The organism is Amycolatopsis rifamycinica (assembly GCF_000695625.1).
GTDB lineage: Bacteria > Actinomycetota > Actinomycetes > Mycobacteriales > Pseudonocardiaceae > Amycolatopsis > Amycolatopsis rifamycinica.
The window spans coordinates 233,733-255,196 of sequence record NZ_JMQI01000021.1 but is presented as its reverse complement, the minus strand read 5'-3'; the positions used below and the strand labels follow the sequence as shown (position 1 = coordinate 255,196).

General features: G+C 74.6%; 15 protein-coding genes. 8 read left to right on the top strand and 7 right to left on the bottom strand.

What is annotated here, in order from left to right; genetic code table 11:
- Positions 1–29: 29 nt before the first annotated feature.
- The gene (locus DV20_RS10730; RefSeq protein ID WP_043778914.1) at positions 30–542 is read right to left on the bottom strand and encodes a DinB family protein; all 513 of its coding nucleotides are present in this window, start codon (positions 540–542) and stop codon (positions 30–32) included.
- Positions 543–586: 44 nt separating this feature from the next.
- On the opposite strand from DV20_RS10730, the gene DV20_RS10725 reads away from it, so the two are divergent.
- Genes DV20_RS10725 through DV20_RS10715 form a run of 3 tightly spaced genes read left to right on the top strand, consistent with a single transcriptional unit; the run spans position 587 to position 4,919 of the window.
- Positions 587–1,447: a hypothetical protein gene (locus tag DV20_RS10725; RefSeq protein WP_043778956.1), complete on the top strand. Its 861-nt coding sequence runs from the start codon at positions 587–589 to the stop codon at positions 1,445–1,447.
- Positions 1,448–1,500: 53 nt separating this feature from the next.
- A complete protein-coding gene (locus tag DV20_RS10720) occupies positions 1,501–3,171 on the top strand; it encodes an ABC transporter ATP-binding protein (protein WP_043778912.1) in 1,671 nt (556 codons plus the stop codon).
- Positions 3,168–4,919 carry an ABC transporter ATP-binding protein gene (locus DV20_RS10715; RefSeq protein ID WP_043778911.1) on the top strand — a complete coding sequence of 584 codons (1,752 nt, stop codon included), beginning with the start codon at positions 3,168–3,170 and terminating at the stop codon, positions 4,917–4,919. The genes DV20_RS10720 and DV20_RS10715 overlap by 4 nt, the downstream gene beginning before the upstream one ends.
- A 234-nt stretch (positions 4,920–5,153) precedes the next feature.
- On the opposite strand, the gene DV20_RS10710 is transcribed toward DV20_RS10715, so the two are convergent.
- The 4 genes from DV20_RS10710 to DV20_RS10695 all read right to left on the bottom strand — a co-directional run bounded on the left by DV20_RS10710 (position 5,154) and on the right by DV20_RS10695 (position 13,287).
- The gene (locus DV20_RS10710; protein ID WP_235190776.1) at positions 5,154–6,794 is read right to left on the bottom strand and encodes a PucR family transcriptional regulator; all 1,641 of its coding nucleotides are present in this window, start codon (positions 6,792–6,794) and stop codon (positions 5,154–5,156) included.
- A 52-nt stretch (positions 6,795–6,846) separates the two neighbouring features.
- The gene (locus DV20_RS10705; protein ID WP_235190775.1) at positions 6,847–8,514 is read right to left on the bottom strand and encodes a hypothetical protein; all 1,668 of its coding nucleotides are present in this window, start codon (positions 8,512–8,514) and stop codon (positions 6,847–6,849) included.
- Between the two features lie 62 nt (positions 8,515–8,576).
- Positions 8,577–12,149 (bottom strand): discoidin domain-containing protein, encoded by a 3,573-nt coding sequence (locus DV20_RS10700; RefSeq protein ID WP_043778908.1) that lies wholly within the window; start codon positions 12,147–12,149, stop codon positions 8,577–8,579.
- 265 nt (positions 12,150–12,414) lie between these two features.
- Positions 12,415–13,287, bottom strand: coding sequence for a MerR family transcriptional regulator (locus DV20_RS10695; protein WP_043778906.1), 873 nt, complete (start codon positions 13,285–13,287; stop codon positions 12,415–12,417).
- 275 nt (positions 13,288–13,562) lie between these two features.
- On the opposite strand from DV20_RS10695, the gene DV20_RS46475 reads away from it, so the two are divergent.
- The 3 genes from DV20_RS46475 (at position 13,563) to glgC (ending at position 16,579) form a co-directional block, all read left to right on the top strand.
- Positions 13,563–14,063 carry an STAS domain-containing protein gene (locus DV20_RS46475; RefSeq protein ID WP_084093407.1) on the top strand — a complete coding sequence of 167 codons (501 nt, stop codon included), beginning with the start codon at positions 13,563–13,565 and terminating at the stop codon, positions 14,061–14,063.
- 147 nt (positions 14,064–14,210) lie between these two features.
- Positions 14,211–15,365 (top strand): glycogen synthase, encoded by a 1,155-nt coding sequence (gene glgA / locus DV20_RS10685; RefSeq protein WP_043778904.1) that lies wholly within the window; start codon positions 14,211–14,213, stop codon positions 15,363–15,365.
- The gene (gene glgC, locus DV20_RS10680) at positions 15,362–16,579 is read left to right on the top strand and encodes a glucose-1-phosphate adenylyltransferase (protein ID WP_043778902.1); all 1,218 of its coding nucleotides are present in this window, start codon (positions 15,362–15,364) and stop codon (positions 16,577–16,579) included. The genes glgA and glgC overlap by 4 nt, the downstream gene beginning before the upstream one ends.
- A gap of 63 nt (positions 16,580–16,642) precedes the next feature.
- Here glgC and DV20_RS45785 read toward each other — a convergent pair whose 3' ends face one another.
- Positions 16,643–16,792 carry a hypothetical protein gene (locus DV20_RS45785; protein ID WP_167344372.1) on the bottom strand — a complete coding sequence of 50 codons (150 nt, stop codon included), beginning with the start codon at positions 16,790–16,792 and terminating at the stop codon, positions 16,643–16,645.
- A 172-nt stretch (positions 16,793–16,964) separates the two neighbouring features.
- Here DV20_RS45785 and DV20_RS10675 point away from each other — a divergent pair, with 172 nt between their 5' ends.
- Positions 16,965–18,002: an NADPH:quinone reductase gene (locus DV20_RS10675; RefSeq protein WP_043778900.1), complete on the top strand. Its 1,038-nt coding sequence runs from the start codon at positions 16,965–16,967 to the stop codon at positions 18,000–18,002.
- 126 nt (positions 18,003–18,128) lie between these two features.
- Here DV20_RS10675 and DV20_RS10670 read toward each other — a convergent pair whose 3' ends face one another.
- The gene (locus DV20_RS10670; protein WP_051735881.1) at positions 18,129–20,867 is read right to left on the bottom strand and encodes an AfsR/SARP family transcriptional regulator; all 2,739 of its coding nucleotides are present in this window, start codon (positions 20,865–20,867) and stop codon (positions 18,129–18,131) included.
- Between the two features lie 123 nt (positions 20,868–20,990).
- Between DV20_RS10670 and DV20_RS10665 the strand changes: the two genes are divergently transcribed.
- Positions 20,991–21,458 carry a nuclear transport factor 2 family protein gene (locus DV20_RS10665; protein ID WP_043778899.1) on the top strand — a complete coding sequence of 156 codons (468 nt, stop codon included), beginning with the start codon at positions 20,991–20,993 and terminating at the stop codon, positions 21,456–21,458.
- The last annotated feature ends 6 nt before the right edge of the window (positions 21,459–21,464 follow it).

The following is a 21,464-nucleotide window of genomic DNA, read 5'->3' as shown; positions in this document are numbered from 1 at the left end:
CCCGCCACCGCCGCCGGTTCACTCGCTTCTCACTCACCCACCTCCCCGTCGGCCAGCTCGCGGAGCACGTCCAGGTGTCCCACGTGCCGCGCCGTCTCCTGGACCACGTGGGCGACCACCCACCGGACCGTGAACTCCGACCGCCGCCGTGTCCGGTCGTCCGGGCCCAGTCCGCGCAGGGCCTTCTCCACCCGGGCCCACTCCGCCTTGTACGCCGCCACCACCGATGCCGGGGTGTCCTCCGGGGCGATGGTCCAGCTCGGGTCCGGGGTGCCCGCCCACAGGGAGGGCAGGTCCGCGCCGCCCGCCTCGATCGACAGCCACCAGCGCTCCACCGCCGTCAGGTGCTTCAGGACCCCCAGCGCGCTCATCCTCGGCGACGACGGCAACGGTGTCGCCGCCGCCTGGGACGCTGTCAGCCCCGCCACCTTGTTCACCGCCGTGGCCCGGAGGAACTGCAGGAAGTCCAGCAGCAGGCGCAGCTCGTCACCCGCCAGCGGCGCCGGCCACTGGCGGTGCGTCTTCGAACTCGTGTTCGACATGGCCGGACCGTACCCCACGGGTCCGACAAAATAGAGTGATCGGCATGTGGTGGGGACTGCTCTGCGCCTTGGGCGCGGCATGCGCGTACGGCGTGGCTTCGGTGATGCAGTCGGTCGCCGCGCGGGCCACGGACACCGGTGCCGACGGCGTCGACCCGAAACTGCTGGTCCGGGTGCTCGGGCAGGGGAAGTTCGTGCTCGGGCTCACCCTCGACGTCCTCGGGTTCGTCGCGCAGATCGCCGCCCTGCACGTCCTGCCCCTGTTCGTCGTCCAGGCCGCGCTCGCCGCCAGTCTCGCCGTGACCGCCGTGGCCGCGCGGTTCCTCGGCGTGCGTCTCGGCAAGAAGGAGTGGGCCGCGATCGGCGTCGTGTGCGCCGGGCTCGCCCTGCTCGGTGCCGCCGCGGAAAGCGAAGGCTCGGACCCCGTCGGGCTCGAGTTCCGGATCGCGCTGGTCGCCGCGGTCGCCGTGCTCGCCGTGGCCGGGATCGCCGCGGGCAAGGCGAGCCGCCGGATCCGGACGCCGGCGCTCGGGCTCGTCGCCGGGTTGTGCTTCGGCGTCGTCGCCATCGCCGGCCGGATCATCCCCAGCCTCGCGCCGCTCGACCTGCTCACCGACGTCGCCACCTACACCGTCGCGGTCGCCGGCGGGATGGCCATGCTGTTCTACGCGACGGCGTTGCAACGCGGCAGCGTCACCACCTCGACCGCGATGATGGTGCTCGGCGAGACGGTGTTCCCGGCACTGGTCGGCGTCCTGGCCCTCGGCGACCGCACCCGGCCCGGGTTCGCGGTGGTCGCCGTCGCCGGGTTCGCGCTCGCCGTCGCGGCCGCGCTGGCGCTGGCGCGGTTCGGCGAACCGGCGGCCGAACCGCGGACCGAGACGAAGCCCACCGCGTTCCCGTAACTCCTTTACTTAGACTAGCCTTACCTATCCCAGCTCTGGAGAGGGAGGCGCGGGTGAGCACGACGGGACGGCAGGTCCTCCGCCGGTCGATCGCCGGGCAACGACGATCCGTGGTACTGGCGGCGCTGCTGACCGCGGGCCACCAAGGCGGCGAAGCACTGGTCCCGGTGGTGATCGGCGTGGTGATCGACCAGGCCGTCGCGGGCCGCTCGGCCGGCACCCTCGTGCTCTGGCTGGTGGTCCTCGGCGTGCTGTTCGCCGCGCTGTCGACCAGCTACCGCCTCGGCGCCCGGTTCGGCGAGCGCGCCGCGGAACGCGCGGCCCACGACCTCCGCCTCGACGTCGGACGCCGGGTGCTGCACCCCGGCGGCGTGGCCGGTTCCGGCACCCTCGCCGGCGAACTGGTGAACATCGGGACGTCGGACGCCAAGCGCGTCGGCACGGTCAACGGCGTGCTGCCCTTCGGCGTCGCCGGCCTGGCCGGGCTGCTGGTCAGCGCCGTCGCGCTGCTCACCATGTCGCTGCCGCTCGGCCTGCTCGTGCTGCTCGGCACGCCGCCGATGCTGTACCTGGCGCACCTGATCGGCAAGCCGCTCGAGCGCCGCAGCGAGGCCGAGCAGGAGCGGTCGGCGTTCGCCTCCGGCGTCGCCACCGATCTGGTCGCCGGGCTTCGGGTGCTCAAGGGGATCGGCGCCGAACGCGCCGCCGTCGACCGCTACCGCCGGACCAGCCAGGACTCGCTGCGGGCGACGCTGCGCGCGGCCCGCGCCCAGGCCTGGCACAACGGCGCGCTGCTGGCGCTCACCGGCATCTTCATCGCCGTCGTCGCGCTCGTCGGCGGCACCCTCGCCGCGGCGGGCGACATCAGCGTCGGCGACCTGGTCGCCGCGGTCGGGCTCGCGCAGTACCTGATCACGCCGTTCACGATCTTCTCGTGGGTCAACGGCGAGCTCGCGCAGGGCCGGGCGTCGGCCGCGCGCGTCGCCGACGTGCTGAACGCGGCCCCGGCCGTCGGCGGCGGGGACGCGGTGCTGCCGGTTCCGGCGGCCGGGCACGTCAAGCTGTCCGCGCTGAACCGCGGCGCTCTGCGTGACGTCGGCTTCGAGGCGCGGCCGGGTGAGCTGCTGGGCGTGGTGGCCACCGACCCGGCCGCCGCGACGGATCTGCTGGACTGCCTGGGCCGCGCCGCCGATCCGGCGGGCGGCTCGGTCTCGGTCGACTCCGTCGACCTGTCCACTGTGGACCCGAGCCGGGTCCGCGAGGTCGTGTTGGTCGCCGCGCACGACGCGGACCTGTTCGCCGGGACGGTCGCCGACAACATCGAGACCGGGCCGAAGACCGCCGAGGCGATCACCGCGGCCGCCGTCGACGAAGTGGCGAGCGCCCTCCCCGACGGCGTCGCGACCGCCGTCACCGAACGCGGGCGGTCGCTCTCGGGCGGGCAGCGCCAGCGCGTCGCGCTCGCCCGGGCGCTCGCCGCCGACGCGCCGGTGCTGGTGCTGCACGACCCGACGACCGCCGTCGACACGGTCACCGAAGCCCGGATCGCGGCCGGGCTCGCCGCACTGCGGCGCGGCCGCACCACGATCCTCGTCACCACCAGCCCGGCGCTGCTGGCGGCCACCGACCGCGTCGTCCTGCTCGACGACGGGCGGGTCGCGGGCGAAGGCAGTCACGCCGAGCTGACCGCCCGTCCCGACTACCGAGCGGCGGTGCTGTCGTGACCAGCGAACTCCTGCCCGTGGCCGACGGCCGCCGGATCCGCGCCGTCCTCGGCGAGCTCGTCGGCCGGGCGAAGGGCCGCGCGACGGCCGCGTTCACGATGCTCGTCGCGGCCACCGCGGTCGGCCTGCTGACCGCGCCCCTGCTCGGCCGGGCCGTCGACCTCGTCGCCGCGCGCCGCCCGGTCGCCGAACTCGTCACGCCCGTGGTGGGGCTGGTGCTGGTCGCGGTGGCGCAGGCGGTGGCGACCGCGATCGGCGTGTCGCTGGTGGCGCGGCTGGGCGAGACGATCCTGGCCAAGCTGCGCGAACGCTTCGTCGAACGTGCCCTCGGCCTGCCGCTCGAACAGCTCGAGCGCGCCGGGTCCGGCGACCTGACCGCCCGCGTGACGAACGACGTCTCGGTCGTCGCCGAGGGCGTCCGGCAGGCGCTGCCCGAACTGGGCCGGTCGGTGCTGACGGTCGTGCTGACGCTGGGGGCGCTGGCCGTGCTGGACTGGCGGTTCCTGCTCGCCGCGCTGCTGGCCGTGCCGATCCAGCTGTGGACCGTGCGCTGGTACGTGCCGCGCGCGAAGCCGTTGTACGCCGCCCAGCGCGAGGCGGTCGGGGCGCAACAGCAGCAGCTGCTGGACACCATCGGCGGCGCGAAGACGGTCCGGGCGTTCCGGCTGGCGGACACCCACCTGGAGCGGGTGCGGCAGCGGTCCGACGCGGCCGTCACGCTGGCGCTGCGCGGAATCCGCCTGGTGACGCGGTTCTACGCGCGGCTCAACCTGGCGGAGTTCGTCGGGCTGTCGGCGGTGCTGGCACTGGGGTTCGTGCTGGTGGGCGCGGACGCGGTGACGGTCGGCGTCGCGACGGCGGCGGCCCTGTACTTCCACAGCCTGTTCGGCCCGATCACGACGGCGCTGGCGCTGGTCGACGACGCGCAGGCGGCCGCGGCCAGCCTCGCGCGGCTGATCGGCGTCGCCGACCTGCCCGCCGAGGCGTCGCCCGCGCGGCCGGCCCGGCCGGTGGACGGATCGGTGAAGACCGCGGCCCTGGGTTATTCCTACGTGGACGGTCATCCGGTGCTGCGCGACGTCGACCTGGGAGTCGCACCGGGCGAGCGGGTGGCGCTGGTCGGCGCGAGCGGGGCCGGGAAGACCACGCTGGCCAAGCTGATCGCCGGCATCCACCGGCCGGCCACGGGCTCGGTCACGCTCGGCGGCGTGTCCCTCGACGAGCTGGGGCCGGAAGCCACGCGGCGGACGGTGGGGCTGATCAGCCAGGAGGTCCACGTGTTCGCGGGCCCGCTGGCCGAGGACCTGCGGCTGGCCCGCCCGTCGGCGACGGACGCCGAACTGCGGGCCGCGCTGGCCAAGGTGGGCGCGCTGACCTGGGTGGACGCCCTGCCCTCCGGATTGTCCACAGTGGTCGGCGAAGGCGGCCACCAGCTCACGGTGACGCAGGCGCAGCAGCTGGCCCTGGTCCGGCTGGTGCTGGCCGACCCGCCGATCGCGATCCTCGACGAGGCCACGGCCGAGGCGGGCAGCGCGGGTTCGAAGGTCCTGGAGTCGGCGGCCGCGGCGGCACTGGAGGGACGCACGGCCCTGGTGGTGGCGCACCGCCTCACCCAGGCGGCGGCGTCGGACCGGATCGTGGTCCTCGACGCGGGCGCGGTCGTGGAGTCCGGAACCCACGACGAGCTCGTGGCCGCGGGTGGCCGGTACGCGAAGCTCTGGGCCGCCTGGTCCGGCCAACGCGCCTGACATCGAGTCGTCCGCCCAGGTACGCGAGTCGTCCCTTCCGGTACGCGAGTCGTCCGCCCAAGTACGCGAGTCGTCCCTTCCGGTACGCGGAACTCGCGTGTTCGGAGGCAGAACTCGCGTGACTGGAGGGGCATCTCGCGTGACTGGAAGGGCATCACGCGTGACTGGAAGGGCATCACGCGTGATTGGCGGGGCATCACGCGTGATTGGCGGGGCATCTTGCGGGGTGAGGTGTCAGGAGGGGGGTGGGGCGACCACGCGGAGCTGGAGCATGGCCGCGAACCTCGCTTCCGGGTCCGTCATGTCGAAGCCGCCGACTTCGGCGAGGCGGCGGAGGCGGTAGCGGAACGTGTTGGGGTGGACGTGGACCGCCGCGGAGGCCGCGATGACGTCGCCGAAGGCGTCCAGCCAGGCCCGCAGGGTCTCGACCAGGTGGGCGTGGTGCTGCGCGTCGTAGTCGAGCAGGCGGGCGACCGCGCCCGTCGGGCGGTCGCCGCGGGCCGCGACCAGGTCCTGGAGCTCCAGCAGGAGCGCCTCGACGTGCACGTCGGCCAGCAGCGCGACCCGGCGGCCGGCGCCGCTGCCCGAGCGGAGGACCCGCAGGGCCCGGTCCGCGCTGTCGCGGGCTTCCGGCAGCTCGGCCGCGCTGCGCGCCACCGGGCCGATGCCGACCACCGCCCGGACGCGGTCGCCGACCCGGTCCAGGAAGTCCCCGGCGATCCGCAGGGCCCGCTGCTCGGCGTCGGTGTCGCGGGTCACCGGCACCAGCCCGTAGGCCGTGTCGCCGACGAGCGCCGCGGCGCAGCGCGGGTGCACCGCGCTCAGGTGCATGGCCAGCCCGTCGCTGAGGCGCTGCCGGTCGGCGGCGAGCTCGGCGTCCGCGACCCCGGTTTCGAGCACCGCGAGCGCCAACACGACGACCGGCCGGTCGGCCAGGCCGAGCCGGCTCAGCGCCTCCCGCGCGGCGGCCCCGCCTTCGAGGGCCGTGCTCAGCAGGTCCGCACGCAGCCGCCGTTCGACGTCGGCGCCGGCCCGGACGCGCAGCAGGTGCAGCGCCACCACGCGGGCCGCGTCGCGCAGGGCTCGCGTCCGGTCCTCGGTCAGCGGCTCGCGCACCGCGGCCCAGATGGAGCCGAGGACCTCGTCGCCGGCCCGGACCGCGACCGCCACCCGGGGCACCAGGATCCCTTCCGGGTTCTCCGGGGACAGGCCCACGTAGACCGGCTCGTCGCTGCGGTAGAGCTCGCGGAACACGCCGCGATCGGCCAGCATGCGGGCGAACCGCTCGGGCACCTGCCGCCCCAGGATGGTCTCGACGCGCGAGGGGTCGGCCTCGTCCTGCCGTCCGGAGAACGCCAGCACGCGGGACCGCCGGTCTTCGATGGTGACGGGCGCGTCGATCAGCGCGGCGATCGCGTTGGCGACGGCGAACAGGTCACCCGAAGGCAGCCCGGCCAGCGTCTCGGGCTGGGCGTCGCCGACGTCGCCTTCGGCCAGCAGCGACCGCAGCATCGCGGCGAGCTGCGCCCAGGACGCACCGCGGGCCAGGCTCAGCAGCGCGACGCCGGTTTCCTCGACGGCGGCGGTGATCGCCGCGGTCACCGTGACCGGCGCGCGCAGCACGAGCCCGGCCGCGTCGTGGCGGGCCAGTGTCCGCAGCTGCCGGACGACGTCGTCCGGCTCGGCCAGGCCGACGCCCAGCACCAGGGCGTTCTGCGGCAGCGCGGGCTCGTCCAGGGGGTCGTGGATGGCGACGCCGCCGATGCCGCCCGGGCGCTCGCCGTCGCCGAGCACCAGGTCCAGGAGCGTGCCGCCCAGGTCGTCGAGGACGCGGCCGAGGCCGGTGTGCGGGCGCAGGTTCACGGAAACGAGCACCTCCTGAAGCTAGGCGCGACGGCGTCAGCCTAGTTCGTCGCCGCGGACGAAGTCAGCCTCCGTTTTGGTCGTCGCCGACCAACTCCTCCCACCAGGGGATGATCCGGAAGCTGGTGTCGCCGAGCCCGCGGAAGTACCCGCGCCGCGAACCGGGCGCGAACTCCGGCTCGTGTTCGTGCCGGAGGTGCCGCCGGGTTTCCCAGACGTAGAGCGGAACGTCCACGTCCGGCTCGTCGAGGACCTGTTCGGTGACGCAGACGACGCGATCGTGCCGGGCGGCGACGGGGGTGGCGGTGCGCAGGTCCGTCGAGTGCCAGCGGATCAGGGCGTGCAGCGGCGACTCGTCCGGCCGGAGCGGGAACCGCCCGCCGCCGAGGAGGACGACGTCGGCGTCTTCGCACCGCTGGGCGAGGGCGAGCCCGAAGACGATCCGGGTGTCGCTGCGCGGTTCGATGACGACGAGGGTGCGCCCTGGCAGCCGCGGGACGGCGCCGAGGCTGTGCCGCGCACCGGCGGCGAGGGCGGGTTCCCACCGACGGCTGTCCACCGCGCCCCAGGCCGCGGCGAACCGCAGCGGACCCAGCCCGGAGGCCCGGACTTCGGCGGGATCGGCGAGCCGCGCGGCGATGGCCATGGCGGTTTCGAAGCCGATCCCGGCGGCGTCGAAGCGGCGCAGGTGGGCGAGCAGCGCGGAGAGGGGCAGGTGCGGAATGAGGGGTTCCAGCCGGGCGAGGCCGTCCGGGCGGGCCAGGAGGTCGACCAGGGGAAGGGCGGCGAGGAGGGTTTCGCGGTGCTCGCGGGTCCGGGCGCGGCGGAGCCGGGCGAGCTGCTGACCGGCCGGCGGGTGCCCGGAGCCGGACCGAAGCCCGGCGACGACGCGGAGCGATCCGGCCAGGGGCTCGTGGTGGGCCGGCTTCGCCACCGCGCCCCTCGGGGTTGCCGGTCCCGCGGCCCGCCCGGCATCAGCAGCCCAGCTCCGCACCAGCGGCAACGTCTCGGGAACCGTCCGGACCTTCCCGTGCCGCCGGGCCAGCGCGTACCGGAACAGGTCGCCCTGCCCGCGATCGCGGGCCCGCGGGTGGACCAGCTTGATCACCTCGCCGAACCGCAGTGGCCGCGGGGTGCCGATTCCGCCGTGGCGGGGCAGGTCGGCCCGGACGAAACCCAGCTCGAAGTGGTGCCCTCCGTCGTCGTAGGCCAGCAGGGCCGGCTCGTCGTACAGGCGCGTCACCGCGTCCGCCACCCCGCGCTTCACCGGCTTCGGCAGCGAAGGCCCGTGCGCCACGGCCCAGTACGCCAGCAGGTGGCCCGGGTCGTCGGCGCGGTCCAGTACCGAGGTGATCACCTGCCGGGACATCCCGTGCTCACCGCGCTCGAGGCGGCCGGCCGCGAACGCCGCCGCGCCGACCAGGGCCGGGTAGCGCATCGGCGTCTCTTGGCGGAGCCAGCGCAGGAAGCCCGGCGCCCACGCCGGATCCGCCTCGCGCAGCAGCCGGACGTAACGCTCCCGGTCCCGGCGTGGCCACGCGAAGAACGCGTCCTGGTACGCCGCCCTGGCCAGCACCGTCCGGTACAGCTCTTCGATGACCGCCCCTCCCCCACGTGAGGCCCGCGAGCGAAGCGCGCCGAGACCCGGATCGGCTCCGGGCTGGTCGTCGGCGGACGGTGAGGGAAAGCACGCGGCATCCCTCCACTCGTCCGGAGCGCGACCCACAGCCACGCACCGGTGCTCCTCGCTCGCGGGCCCCGCGAGCGTAGCGGCGGGGTCCGACAAAACCGCGATCAGCTCAGCTTGGCGGCCACGTTGTACGCCTCCACCAGCAGCTTCGCGTTCGGCACCCGCCGGCGCGGCTCGACGCGGACCGTGCGGCTCTCCCCCGGCAGCAGCCAGAAGTAGTTGTCGCCGTAGCGGGTCGGCAGGACGCGGTCGGTGCCGTTCCTCTCCCGCAGCGACAGCCGGATCATCGCCGCGACGGTCCGCCCGTCGTTGCGGATCGTCGCGGTGTAGGCGTCGCCGTCCGGCCGCAGCGACGTCGTCAGGCGCGCGCCCGGGAGCTGGTTGAGCGCCCGCATCGCCGTGTCCGTCCGGTAGCGCCAGTACGTGTTCTCCGACAGCACCGCGCCGCGGCCGTCGGTCAGGGTCAGCCGGAGCAGGTGCAGGTCCGGCCGGTCGTCGGCGAACGGGACGGTGAACGCGGCCGCGGCCGAAACCGGGGCCACGTCGAGCTTCTGCTGCTGGGCCGGGCCGAGCGCGACCCCGTCCAGGCCGTACAGCCGGGCGGTGGCGGTCACGCCGGTCAGCGCGTCCGGCGTGTGGTTGACCACTCGCACCTGCCACGTCGTCAGGTCGGCCTGGACGTGCCGGGCCTCGCAGCCCTTGCGCGCGCCGTAGTAGCTGCCGTTGACGTCGAGGTCGTAGTCGTAGGTCTGCCACACCGTGCTGTGCCAGGCCGGGTGCGACATCCACAGCAGCACGCCGGTGGCGTCGTTCCACAGCTTCGCGTTCCACGCCTCGAAGATCGCGCGCATGCTTTCGTAGTTGACGAACTGCGCCTTGCGGCAGAACTCGGCCAGGCTCGTCGACGGCGCCAGCCGCGCGTCGATCGCCGCCAGGTAGCTCTGCGGCGACTGGTTGCCGCCGGTGGACCAGTCGTGCAGGAACCACGGCGCGCCGATCGGCCAGCCCGGGTCGTCCGGCCCGACCAGGTTGCGCATGCTTTCGACGACGGACACCGTCGGCAGGCCGATCTCACTCCAGAACCCGTACTTCCCGCCGGTCGCCTCGCCGGTGAAGTACCGCTTCGGGTCCTGCCAGAAGTACGGCCCGTCGCCGGTGATCACCCCGCCCGCCGAGTTGCCCTGGTAGAGCAGGTCGGTGTGCGTGTGGACGATGTCGCGCAGCGCGTTGTCGATGACGGGCGGCGGGGTGCCTTCGTTGCAGCCGAACCAGACGGTCGCGCACGCGTGGTGGCGGTAGCGCAGCACGGTGTCCCGCGCCTGGGCCAGGAAGACGTCGTGGTTGGCCGGATCGGTCGACCAGCCGTCCCAGAACTCGTTCCACAGCAGGATGCCGTACTTGTCGCAGGCGTCGAACAGCTCCGGCCGGTACGAAGACCCGACCCAGTTGCGGATCAGGGTGAAGTTCATGTCGCGGTGCATCGCGACGACGGCGTCGGCCCGCTCGGCCGGCATCCGGCGCAGCAGCTCGTCCCAGCCCCAGCTGCCGCCGCGGGCGAAGACCTTGACGCCGTTGACCAGGAACGTCAGCGGCTTGGCGCTGTTGTCGACCGACGCGGCGTCGGTCCAGGTGTCGCCGTCCTGCGACACCTGGATCTTGAAGGTCGCTGCGTAAGCGGTTTCCCAGGTCAGCACGACCTGGTCGAACGCCGTCGCGGCGCCGAGGTCGACCTGCAGCCACTGGTCGTCGCGGTATTCGGACGTCCAGCGCGTGTTCGGGTCGCCGTCGAAGGCGCGCTCGGGCGGGTTGCCGTCGGCCACCGACGACGAGCTCGACGGCTTGCCCTGCGCCAGGTCGGTGCCCGAGCCGTCCGGCACGGCCATCGTCCAGAGCGAGAAGCCCCAGCTGGTGGCGCGCTTGAGGCCCGCCATCCGGACGAACCGGGCGTTCTGCGGGCAGAGGTCGACGGTCTGGGTGGCGCGGCCGTCGGCGATGACGATCGGCTGGTCGTAGCGGTAGCCGATTTCGCGCAGGCCGATCTTGACCGTCCGGCGGTCGCTCGTGGCGGCGCCGATCGCCGCGGTCAGCGTCAGGTCGTACAGGTTCGGGTCGCCGTAGCCGTTGGGCCACCACAGCTTGGCGTTCTCGACCCGCTGCTTCGGGAACACCACGTCGGTGGCCTGCCCGGCGGGGACGGTGACCGTGGCCGTCAGGTTCACCGGGCCGAAGGCGGCGGTGACCTTGACGCGCTGGGCGGTCGCGGCGGCGTTGCGGACCGGGACGGTGAGCGTGACCTCGGCGGTGTGCGCGTCGGGCACCTTCGTGTCGACGCGGACGTCGCCGAGCACGGCGGCGCCGGTCGAGCGCAGGCGGACGTGGTCCCAGAGGCCGGCCGCGCGGTCGCGCACCGCGGGCATCCAGTCCCAGCCGGAGACGGCGAGGTAGGTCGGCGAGTTGTCGAACATCGTGCCGCCCGCGTCGACCCACGAGCTGCCGTTCGAGCCCTTGTCGCCGGGGCTGCCGGGGCGCGGCATGGGCGAGATCCGCACGGCCAGTACCTGCTCGCCGGTGCGGCGGAGCGCGGCGGTGACGTCGTGGGCACCGCGGCCGAACGGGTGGGTCTGCGTCGCGATTTCGGCGCCGTTGAGCCAGATCCGCGCTTCGTGGTTGACGCCGTCGAACTCCAGCCAGACGTGCCGGCCGGGCGAGGTGTCGAGGCCGCGCGGGAGGGTGAAGCGGCGGCGGTACCACCAGGCGTGCCGCGAGAGCGCTTCCGGGACGTGCAGGTTGTTCATCCCGGCCACCGGGTCGGGCAGCTGCCCCTGTTCGACGAGCGAGGCCAGCACGGTGCCGGGCACGGTCGCCGGGAGCCAGCCGCGGGTGTCCACAGTGGAGGCGGAGAGCGCCTTGCCGTCGCCGGTGGGCGCCCAGTCGTCCATGGTGAGCACCCAGCCGGATTCGAGCGGCACGGTGCCGTCGGCCGCGACGGCGAGGGCGGGCGGGTCGTCGTTCGGGCGCACCGGGAAGCTCGTCCAGCCGCGGACGGCGGGCCGGGCTTCGCGGCTGGTGCCGAAGACCTGGAAGCCGTTGAGGCCCAGCGGGTTCGTCGTCGAGCGGCGGCTCGCGGTGAAGCGGACCCAGCGCGCGGTGACGGCGAGGGGGATCGTGACGACGCCGCCGGTGCCGGCGTCGGTGTGGTGGACGGTGCGCCAGGCCTTGCCGTCGCCGGAGACGTCGAGGTCGAACGCCGTCGCGTAGCTGGACTGGATCTCGAAGCCGCTGGTGCGGGAGCGGGAGGCGCCGGCGTCGAAGGCCGGGTCGCCGGGCCGGGCCTCGAAGGTGAGCACGACGGACTCGATGGCGCACGGGGCCTGCAGGTCGACGACGATCCACTGGCCGTCGCCCTGGGCGGCGCGCCAGCCGGAGCCGCGGACGCCGACCTGGGCGAGGCCGTCGACGGCGAACTCGGCCGGGGTGGCGGCGTAGTCGGTCGAAGACACCTGGACCGGCCGGAACAGGGCGAGGTCGCTCTTGCGGCTCTCGGGCGCGGCGGTCGCGGCTTCCGCGGCTCCGGGCAGAACGGCCGCGAGGCCGAACCCGGCCAGCAGCCCGGTCCCGGCCGCCAGGACGTGCCTCCGTGACACCGCGGCCGGCTCCGCGCGCTCGTTCTCCGCCATGCGGACTCCGTTCTTCGGGCGGCGACCGGGGACCTGGCGGGGTGTGGCGCCGTGCGGCTGACAACGTTGCCAGGAAGCTTCCGTCGCGGCCGTCGACACCGTCAAGAAGACAAGGAAGACAAGAATCCGCAGCGATGACATCGATGTCTGCCCGATGGCTCGGTGAGCGGTACACGGCGAGATTGCAACGAACCGGCAGCGATTATGGCGGGCGGCAAAGCCGGGCGATCACCGAACCAAGCCGGCGTCGAGCCGACGGCGGGTTTCAGGCTCCGGCGTGCTCGAGGGCCAGCTCCACCGCCGAGGCGAGGTCGTTCACCCACCGGAAGCCCCGGTCGGCCAGGTGGGCCCAGCCCGGCCCCGCCGCGCCGACTTCGCACCCCGCCGCGCGGAGGCGGGCCGCCAGGAGGTCGTCGGCCGTGGCCGGGGCCATCGACCACAGCACCACCAGCACCGGGTCCAGGCGGGCCGCCAGGTCCGCCACCGTTTCCGCGGGGACCAGCTGGCCCAGGTACGTCACCGGGACCGCCGCCTCCGCGAGCGTGGCCCGCAGCGCTTCGACCGGCAGCGAGTGCCGCTCCGCCGGGCAGCAGGCCAGCAGCACCGGGCGGCCCGGCACGGCCGCCGGGAACCGGCGGCTGAAGCGCTCGAACGCCAGCGAGATCTCCGACGCCAGCGCCCACTCCGACGCGAAGCACACGTCGCCGCGCTGCCAGCGGTCGCCCAGCCCGTTCAGCACCGGGGCCAGGACATCCGTCCAGGCGGCGGCGGGGCCCAGGGTGCCCAGCGTTTCGTCCAGCAGCCCCGCCACCGAGGCGTACCGGAGCTCTTCCGCGGCGTCCGCGAGCTCGCGCGCGCGACGGGACGCCGGCACCTCGAGCCGGGCAGGCGCCCGGCCGAACGCCGCCTCCGCCGCCTCCCGCACCGGCATCCCGCGCGCGACGAGCCGCTGCATGTGCTGCAGGCGGCGGACGTCCGCGTCGGAATAGCGGCGGTGCCGCCCGGCGCCGGCGGGCGGGCCGATCCCGTACCGCGCGCTCCAGCTGCGCAGCGTGACCGGCGACACCCCGAGCAGCTCGGCCACCTTGCCGGGAGCCCAGGCCCCGGTGCCGGACGGCGCGTCGTTGTCGGGTTCCACCGTGCCCCTTCGCCTCGCGGACCGAACAGCCGAAGTTTAGCGACGACCGCGACGGCCCCCGGGCGGAGACACGCAGGCCGCGGCGGCCGGTCGCCGCGGCCGCCCGGCGCCGGTGCTCCGGGCCGGCCGCGCGGCGTGGCCGGTGACGTGCCGGGGAACCGTCCCCACCACGCTATACCGCGGCGCAACGTTTGCGCATCGGCTTCCCTCGGACGCCGCAGTGTCGTCGAGTGATCTAGCCCCGGGGTGGGTACCCCAAGCGGAGGAGGGAGCCGATGACCGACCACCACACCACGACCGACGACGGCGTCGTGACCGTCCGCTGGACGGGCGAGCTGGACCTGGACAGCGCACCGGCCCTGCGGGGCGAGCTGCTGGGTTCGATCCGCTCCGGCGCCCGCGGAGTCGTCGTGGACCTCAGCGAGACGACCTTCTGCGACTCGACCGTCTTCAGCGTGCTGGTCGAGGCCTGCCGGGACGCCGCCGCGCGGAACGTCCCCTTCGCCATCGCCGCCGGCGAGGCCGCGGTCGCCCGGCCGCTGCAGCTCCTCGGCCTGGACCGGCTGCTGCCGCTGCACCCCGGGCCCGAGACCGCCGGGCGGCCGTCGCGGGACGGTCGTCGGCCCGGTGCGGTGACGGGCGGGCGTGAGCGGCCGTCCGGAGTGGTCACGCCGGGTCGCGACCGCACGGCGCCGATTCACCCCGTCGGCCCTGGTCACGCGCCCGGCCGCGAGGCGTCCACAGTGGAGCCCACCGGACCGCGGACCGGCGGCTGAGCGGACCGGACGGCCGGCTGGTCCGGTCGGCGGCGGCGGGCTGCCGCCCCGCCGGGCCGCGATCATCCGGGCAGTGACGGAAAACTCGCGGAATTCCCCTGTCCGCCAGACTGCGCCACGGGCCGGTGAGGCCCTAGGGTTCGCATCATGAAGGTCGGCCTGCTCACCCGCGAATACCCGCCTGAGGTCTACGGCGGGGCCGGGGTTCACGTGGAGTTCCTCGCCCGGGAGTTGCGACCGCTGGTCGACCTCGACGTGCACTGCTGGGGCGCCGACCGCCCGGACGCCACCGGGCACACCGATCCGCACGGCTACCGGCAGCCCGCGTTCACGACCATGGACATCGCCGTGTCCATGGCGAACGCCCTCGAAGGCCACGACCTCGCGCACAGCCACACCTGGTACGCGAACCTCGCCGGGCACCTCGCCAAGATGACGCACGGCATCCCGCACGTCGTCACCGCGCATTCGCTGGAGCCGCTGCGGCCGTGGAAGGCCGAGCAGCTCGGCGGCGGCTACCGCGTCTCGTCGTGGATCGAGCGCGAGGCCTACGAGGCCGCGGACGCGATCGTCGCGGTCAGCGGCGGGATGCGCCGGGACGTCCTCGCCGCCTACCCCGCGGTGCCGCCCGAGCGCGTGCACGTGATCCACAACGGCATCGACACCACGCTCTACCGCCCCGATCCCGGCACCGACGCGCTCGTGAAGCACGGCGTCGACCCGGACCGGCCGTACGTGCTGTTCGTCGGCCGGATCACCCGGCAGAAGGGCGTCCCGCACCTCGTCCGGGCCGGCGCCGCGCTGGACCCGGGGGTCCAGCTGGTGCTGTGCGCGGGTGGCGCCGACACCCCGGAGCTGGACGCCGAGTTCCGCGGGCTGGTCGCCGAGCTGGAGAAGACGCGCACCGGCGTCCGCTGGATCCCGGAGATGCTGCCGCGCGACGAGGTCGTGCAGCTGCTCACCCACGCCGCGGTGTTCGCCTGCCCGTCGGTCTACGAGCCGCTCGGCATCGTGAACCTCGAGGCGATGGCGTGCGGCACGCCGGTGGTGGCCAGCGACGTCGGCGGCATCCCCGAGGTCGTCGACGACGGCCGCACCGGCCTGCTGGTGCACTACGACGAGAAGGACCCGGAGGGGTTCGAGGCGGGCCTGGCCGCCGCGTTGAACGAAGTGGTCGGCGCCAAGGACCGGGCCGCCGCGATGGGTACCGCCGGCCGCGAGCGCGCGGTCGGCGAGTTCGGCTGGAAGGCGATCGCCGAGCGGACGGTCGCCCTCTACGAGGCGTGCGGGAGGTCGCTGTGAACAGCGAATGCCATGTCCTGGGCATCGTGCTCGCGGGCGGGGAGGGCAAGCGCCTGATGCCGCTGACGGCGGACCGGGCGAAGCCGGCGGTGCCCTTCGGCGGCACCCACCGGCTGATCGACTTCGTGCTTTCCAACCTGGTGCACGGCGGCATCCGGCGGCTGTGCGTGCTGACGCAGTACAAGTCGCACTCGCTCGACCGGCACATTTCGACGACGTGGCGGCTGTCCGCGCTGACCGGCGAGTACGTCACGCCGGTGCCCGCGCAGCAGCGGCTGGGCCCGCGCTGGTACCAGGGCAGCGCCGACGCCATCCACCAGAGCCTCAACCTTGTCCACGACGAGAACCCCGAGTACATCGCGGTGTTCGGCGCGGACAACATCTACCGGATGGACCCGCGTCAGATGCTGGAGGCGCACATCTCCTCCGGTGCCGGCGTCACCGTCGCCGGCATCCGGGTGCCGCGGAAGGAGGCGACCGAGTTCGGGGTCATCCGGACCACCGACGGGCTGATGATCGACGCCTTCATGGAGAAGCCCGCGGACCCGCCCGGCCTGCCGGACTCCCCCGAAGAGGCCTACGTGTCCATGGGGAACTACATCTTCACCACGAAGGTGATGCTGGAAGCGCTTTACGCCGACGCCGAAAACGCCGCCTCGCACCACGACATGGGCCGCGACATCATCCCGGCACTGGTCAACTCGGGTGAAGCCGCCGTCTACGACTTCAACACCAATGTCGTGCCCGGCGAAACCGAACGCGACCACGGCTACTGGCGCGACGTCGGGACCATCGACAGCTACTACGACGCGCACACGGATCTGATCTCGACCCACCCGATCTTCAACCTCTACAACCGCCGGTGGCCGATCCTGGCCCACCCCGGCCAGCGCGCGGCGGCGAAGTTCGTCGAAGGCGGCTCGGCGAACCAGTCGATCGTCAGCAACGGCTGCATCATCTCCGGGGCCCAGGTGGTCGACTCGGTGCTCTCCCCCGACGTCATCGTCGAGCAGGGGGCGGTGGTGCAGGGCTCGGTCCTGCTCGACGGCGCCCGCGTCGGCCGCGGCGCGGTGGTGCGGCGGGCGATCCTGGACAAGAACGTCGTGGTGCCGGCCGGGGCGCACATCGGCGTCGACCTGGCCCGCGACCGCGGGCACTACCACGTCAGCGAGGGCGGCATCGTCGTGCTGGGCAAGGGGGAACGGGCGATCTGAGCCCCGGTCAGGGGCGGGTCGCCGCCGAAATCCGCTCGACCACCTGGCGGGGGTCGATCCCGGTCATCGCCCTGAATCGCCCGGCTCGCGCGGCGGATTCGCCGTTTTCGCCTGCGCGCGCGTCGCATTGAACACGGCGTCGAAGATCGGCGTCGGCTCACCGTCGTCGCGCTTCGGCCGCTCGTCCCCCGCGGTCCCCTTTTCCTCTCCCACGGGGCCAGTTTCTGCGACGGCCGCCGAGTGCGCTGGGACGGGCCCGGAAAATCGCCCGGCCGGGGGATCACGGGCGCGGATTCCCGTGCTTTTCCGACCGATTAAAGATTTCCCGTTGCGCATTTCCGCGAGTACCGGGAATATCCCCGGCCGTCCGCGGATTGCACGGGGCATGAAAGCAGTCGTCTACCGCCGCCACGGCGGACCCGAGGTGCTGGAGCTGTCGGAGCGCGCCGTCGCGGACCCGGGACCGGGCGAAGTCCGCGTCCGGATCGTGGTGTCCGGGGTCAACCCCACGGACTGGAAGGCGCGCGCCGGCCTGCGCGCCGAACCCGGGGCCGACGTCCCGGAAACGGTCCCCAACCAGGACGGCGCGGGCGTGGTCGACGCGGTCGGCCCGGACGTCACCGGCTTCGCGCCCGGCGACCGCGTGTGGGTGATCCTCGCCGGTGCGTACGGGCCCGGGTCCGGCACCGCGCAGGAGTACACCGTGCTGCCCGCCGGGAAGCTGGTCCGGCTGCCCGACGGGGCCGGGTTCGACGAGGGCGCCGGGCTCGGCATCCCGGCGCTCACCGCGCACCGGGCGCTGACCGTCGCCGAGGACGGGCCCTCCCGGCTCTCGCCCGGCGCGCTGGCCGGCCGCACGGTCCTGGTCAGCGGGGGCGCGGGCGCGGTGGGCAACGCCGCGATCCAGCTCGCCCGCTGGGCCGGGGCGACGGTGATCGCGACGGTCAGCAGCGAGGAGAAAGCCGCTCTGGCGCGGGCCGCGGGCACCCAGCACGTGCTGCGCTACCCCGACCCGGAGCTCGGCGCGCGGATCCGCGAGGTCGCGCCCGACGGGGTCGACCTGGTGGTCGAGGTCGCGATGGGGGTCAACGCCCGGCTGCACACGGAGGTGCTGCGGCCCCGCGGCACGGTCGCCGCGTACGGCGACGACCGGGGCACCGGCACGGTGAGCCTGGACTTCGGGGCGAATCTGCTCCTGAACGCCCGTTACCAGTTCCTGGTGCTGTACACGGTGGGCGAGGACAAGCTCCGCGCCGGCGCGGAGGACGTCACGGCGGCACTGGCCGACGGCGCGTTGCGGGTCGGCGAGGACCGCGGGGTGCCGCTCCACCGGTTTTCGCTGGCGGACACGGCGAAGGCGCACGCCGCGTCGGAGGACGGGATCACCGGGAAGGTCCTGATCGACGTCGGCCCGGCGGACTGAGCCGGGATCACCGGGAAGGTCCTGATCGACGTCGGCCCGGCGGACTGATCGCGCGGGCCGTCCGCACCCCGGGCCCCGCGCCGCGCCCGTCCGGACCGGCTCCCCTGTCGCGAGGCAGGAAGCCGGTCAGGACAGCGCGGCTTCCGTCAGCCCGATCTGCGCCAGCACCTCCCGGCCCGCCCGCAGATGGCCGTCCGCTTCCGCGTCGCGGCCCAGTGCCGCCTCCGCGGCTCCCAGGCCGAGCAGCGCCCGCGCCTCCTGGGCGCGGTAGCCGATCCGGCGTGCGGTCGTGAGAGCCCGGCGGTGCGCGGAGGACGCCGCGGCCGGGTCGCCGGCCGCGTGGGCCGCCGCGCCCAGGCTGTTGGCCGCCATCGTCAGCAGCAACGGGTGGTTGAGCCGGCCGAGGATCGCGCACGCCCGTTCGGCGTGGGCGTGCGCTTCCGCCGGACGGCCGTCCGCCAGCAGCACCTCCGCCGCGTCGATGCGGCTCCACGCCTCGCCGAACGCGTAGTCCAGCCCGACCGCCGCGCACACCGCCTTCTCCGCCGTCGCGCGGGCCTCCGGGAGGCGGCCGAGCCGAGCCAGGACCAGGCCGAGCTGCGCGCTCGCCAGCACCGCGCCGCGTGCGTCGCCGAGTTCCTCGCGGATGGCGCGGGCCCGCGCCGCCGACGTCAGCGCGTCCTCGTACCGCCCGAGCACCTCCTGGGCGTTGCTGAGGTTGCCCCAGGCCACGCACGCGACCGCGTGGCTGCCCGTTTCCCCGGCCAGCACCAGGGCCTGCCGGTAGAGCCCGACCGCGCCGGCGTACCGGCCGAGCATGCCGTGCACCGCGCCCATGCGGGCGAGCGCCGCCGCCTCGGCCGCGCGGTCGCCGGACGCGCGGACCAGCCGCAGCCGCCGCGCCTCCGTCTCGACGGCCGCGGCGAGCCGCCCGGTTTCCCAGTGCGCCGTCGTGAGGTTGGCCAGGCCGAGCTGCCGGGCGTGCGGGTCGCCCAGCCGGTCCGCGGCCGCCACGCCCGCGCGGGCCAGCGCCGTCAGCTCGTCCCGGTGCCCCTGCTCCCGCAACGCGGCGACCGCCCGGTCGGCGATGCGCCAGGCGTGCTCGTCGTGGCCGTCGAGCGCGGTGACGGCGACCAGGTTCGCGCGCTCGGCGGCGAAGGAGAACTCGCCGTCGCGGTAGTGGTCGAGGAGCCGGGCCAGTGCCGCCGCGGCCTCGCCGGGGTCCGCCACCGCCCGGGCGTGCCCGGCGATCAGGTCGTGGAAGCCGTAGCGGTCCGGGGCCGGCTGCCGGAGCAGGTGCGCGTCGAGCAGGTCCTCGAGGAGCCGCTCGGCCTCCGTGACGTCCGTGCCGTACAGAGCCGCCGCGGCGGCGGCCGCGAAGTCGCCGCCCGGGTGGCCGCCCAGCACCCGGAACATCCGCTGCTGCGCCGGCGTGAGGTCGCGGTAGGACAGGGCGAAGGCCGCCGCGACGTCCCGGCCGCCCGCGCGCAGCTCCCCCAGCCGGCGCCGTTCCGAGCCCAGCCGCGTCACCAGGTCCTCCGCCGTCCACAATGGACGCGCCTGCAGCCGGGCGGCGGCGATCCGCAGCGCCAGCGGCAGGTACCCGCACAGCCGCGCGACCGCCGCGGCGGGCCGTCCCCCGGCCGCCGCCGCGAACAGGGCCTCGGCCTCCGGCGGCGGCAGCACGTCCAGGGAGAGCGCGAGCGCGCCGTCCACCGCGGCGAGCCGTCGGCGGCCGGTCACCAGCACACCGGCGCCCGGGCCGCCCGGCAGCAGCGGCACCACCTGGTCCGCCGAGCGGGCGTTGTCCAGCACGACGAGCAGGCGGCGCCCGGCCACGCGTGAGCGCCACAACGCGGCGCGCTCGTCGAGCCCGTCCGGCTGGCGGCTCGCCGGGACGCCGGTCTGCATCAGCAGGGCGGCGAGGGCGGTTCCGGGCGCCAGCGGGTCGCGGCCCGGCGTGTGGCCGTGCAGGTCCACGAACAGCTGCCCGTCCGGGAAAGCCCCGGCGGCCCGGTGCGCGACGCGGACCGCGAAGGCCGTCTTCCCGACCCCGGCCATCCCGTCGACCACCACCGGCCGCCCGGAGCGCAGCGCCTCGAGAGCCGCGGCGACGGCGGACGCGCGGCCGGTGAAGTCCGGCACGTCGTAGGGCAGGAAGCAGCGGCCGGGCGCGGGCTCGTCGTGCAGCAGCTGTTCGTACGTCGTCCGCAGCGGCGCGCCCGGCGTGATGCCGAGTTCGTCGGCCAGGCGCCGTTTCGCGCGCTGGTAGACGTCCATCGCGTCGGCCTGCCGCCCGGCACGGTGCAGCGCCCGCATGAGCAGCCCGACCAGGCCTTCGCGCAGCGGGTGCGCGGCGACCAGGGCGGTCAGTTCGGCGACCGTGCCGGCGTCCCCGGCGTCGACCTCGGCGGCGAGGCTCTGCTCCAGCACGGCCAGCCGGCGCTCCTCCAGGCGTTCGGCGTCCGGGCGCAGCGCGGCGCTGTCCACCCCGGCGAGCGCGGGGCCCCGCCAGCAGGCCAGTGCCGCCCGGTGTTCGCCCCGGGCGGCGAGGTCTTCGAACGTCTCGAGGTCGAATTCACCGGGCCGCAGCGCGAAGCCGGCGCCTTCGGCGGTGAGGACGTTGTCGCCGGCGCCGGCCGCGACGAGGGTGCGCCGCAGCGCCGTGGTGAGGTTGCGGACCTGCCGCACCGCCGTCGCCGGGGGTTCGCCGTCCCACACGACGTCGACCAGCCGGGACACCGGGACGACCCGGCCGGCGTCGAGCAGCAGCGCCGCCAGGATGCGTTCCTGGCGCGGCCCGGACGGCCCGATCGGCCGCCCGCCGCCGAGCACTCGCACCGGACCCAGGACGCGGAACTCCATCACTCACCCCGCGGGCGAGATTAGCCACCCGAGCGGCGGCGCCGGTGCGGAAGTGATGCAGCTGTGATGCACCGGCACGGCAGCGTCGGGGCCGGATCACGAGCCCGGCGGAGGGAAGAGCAGATGCGCAAGTGGGGTTACGCGGCCTTGGGGACGGCGCTGGTGGCGGCGGCGCTCGGCACCCCGGCCGACGCCGCGGTGAGCGGCGGGCAGCCGGAGTGCCGGCGGGCGTTCGACCACGCCGTGTGGGAGGACATGGACAGCTACAACAAGCGCGACGCCGACCGGTACCGCGCGATCATCCACCGGGACATGGTGACCGTGGGCCGCAAGGGCAACCTCTACATCGGGTACGACGCGAACGTGGACCCGGTGCTGGAGCAGTTCAAGGTGCCCTACGAGTTTTCGATGCCGTGGACGGTGACGCACACCGTCGTCGAGGACTGCAAGATGGGGTTCGCGATCCTGGACGCGCACTACCTCGAGCCGTCGCACGGCATCGACCGCCACTACACGATCAGCCTGACGCTGGTGCGGGAGCACGGCCGGTGGCAGGTCGTCAAGGACACGGTCACCGAAGTCGTGCCCTGACGCCCG

Excerpts from the sequence above, each read along its gene's own strand:
- DV20_RS10730 (WP_043778914.1), bottom strand. The coding sequence starts at position 542 with ATGTCGAACACGAGTTCGAAGACGCACCGCCAGTGGCCGGCGCCGCTG.
- DV20_RS10725 (WP_043778956.1), top strand. The coding sequence starts at position 587 with ATGTGGTGGGGACTGCTCTGCGCCTTGGGCGCGGCATGCGCGTACGGC.
- DV20_RS10700 (WP_043778908.1), bottom strand. The coding sequence starts at position 12,149 with ATGGCGGAGAACGAGCGCGCGGAGCCGGCCGCGGTGTCACGGAGGCAC.
- DV20_RS46475 (WP_084093407.1), top strand. The coding sequence starts at position 13,563 with ATGACCGACCACCACACCACGACCGACGACGGCGTCGTGACCGTCCGC.
- glgA (WP_043778904.1), top strand. The coding sequence starts at position 14,211 with ATGAAGGTCGGCCTGCTCACCCGCGAATACCCGCCTGAGGTCTACGGC.
- DV20_RS10675 (WP_043778900.1), top strand. The coding sequence starts at position 16,965 with ATGAAAGCAGTCGTCTACCGCCGCCACGGCGGACCCGAGGTGCTGGAG.
- DV20_RS10670 (WP_051735881.1), bottom strand. The coding sequence starts at position 20,867 with ATGGAGTTCCGCGTCCTGGGTCCGGTGCGAGTGCTCGGCGGCGGGCGG.
- DV20_RS10665 (WP_043778899.1), top strand. The coding sequence starts at position 20,991 with ATGCGCAAGTGGGGTTACGCGGCCTTGGGGACGGCGCTGGTGGCGGCG.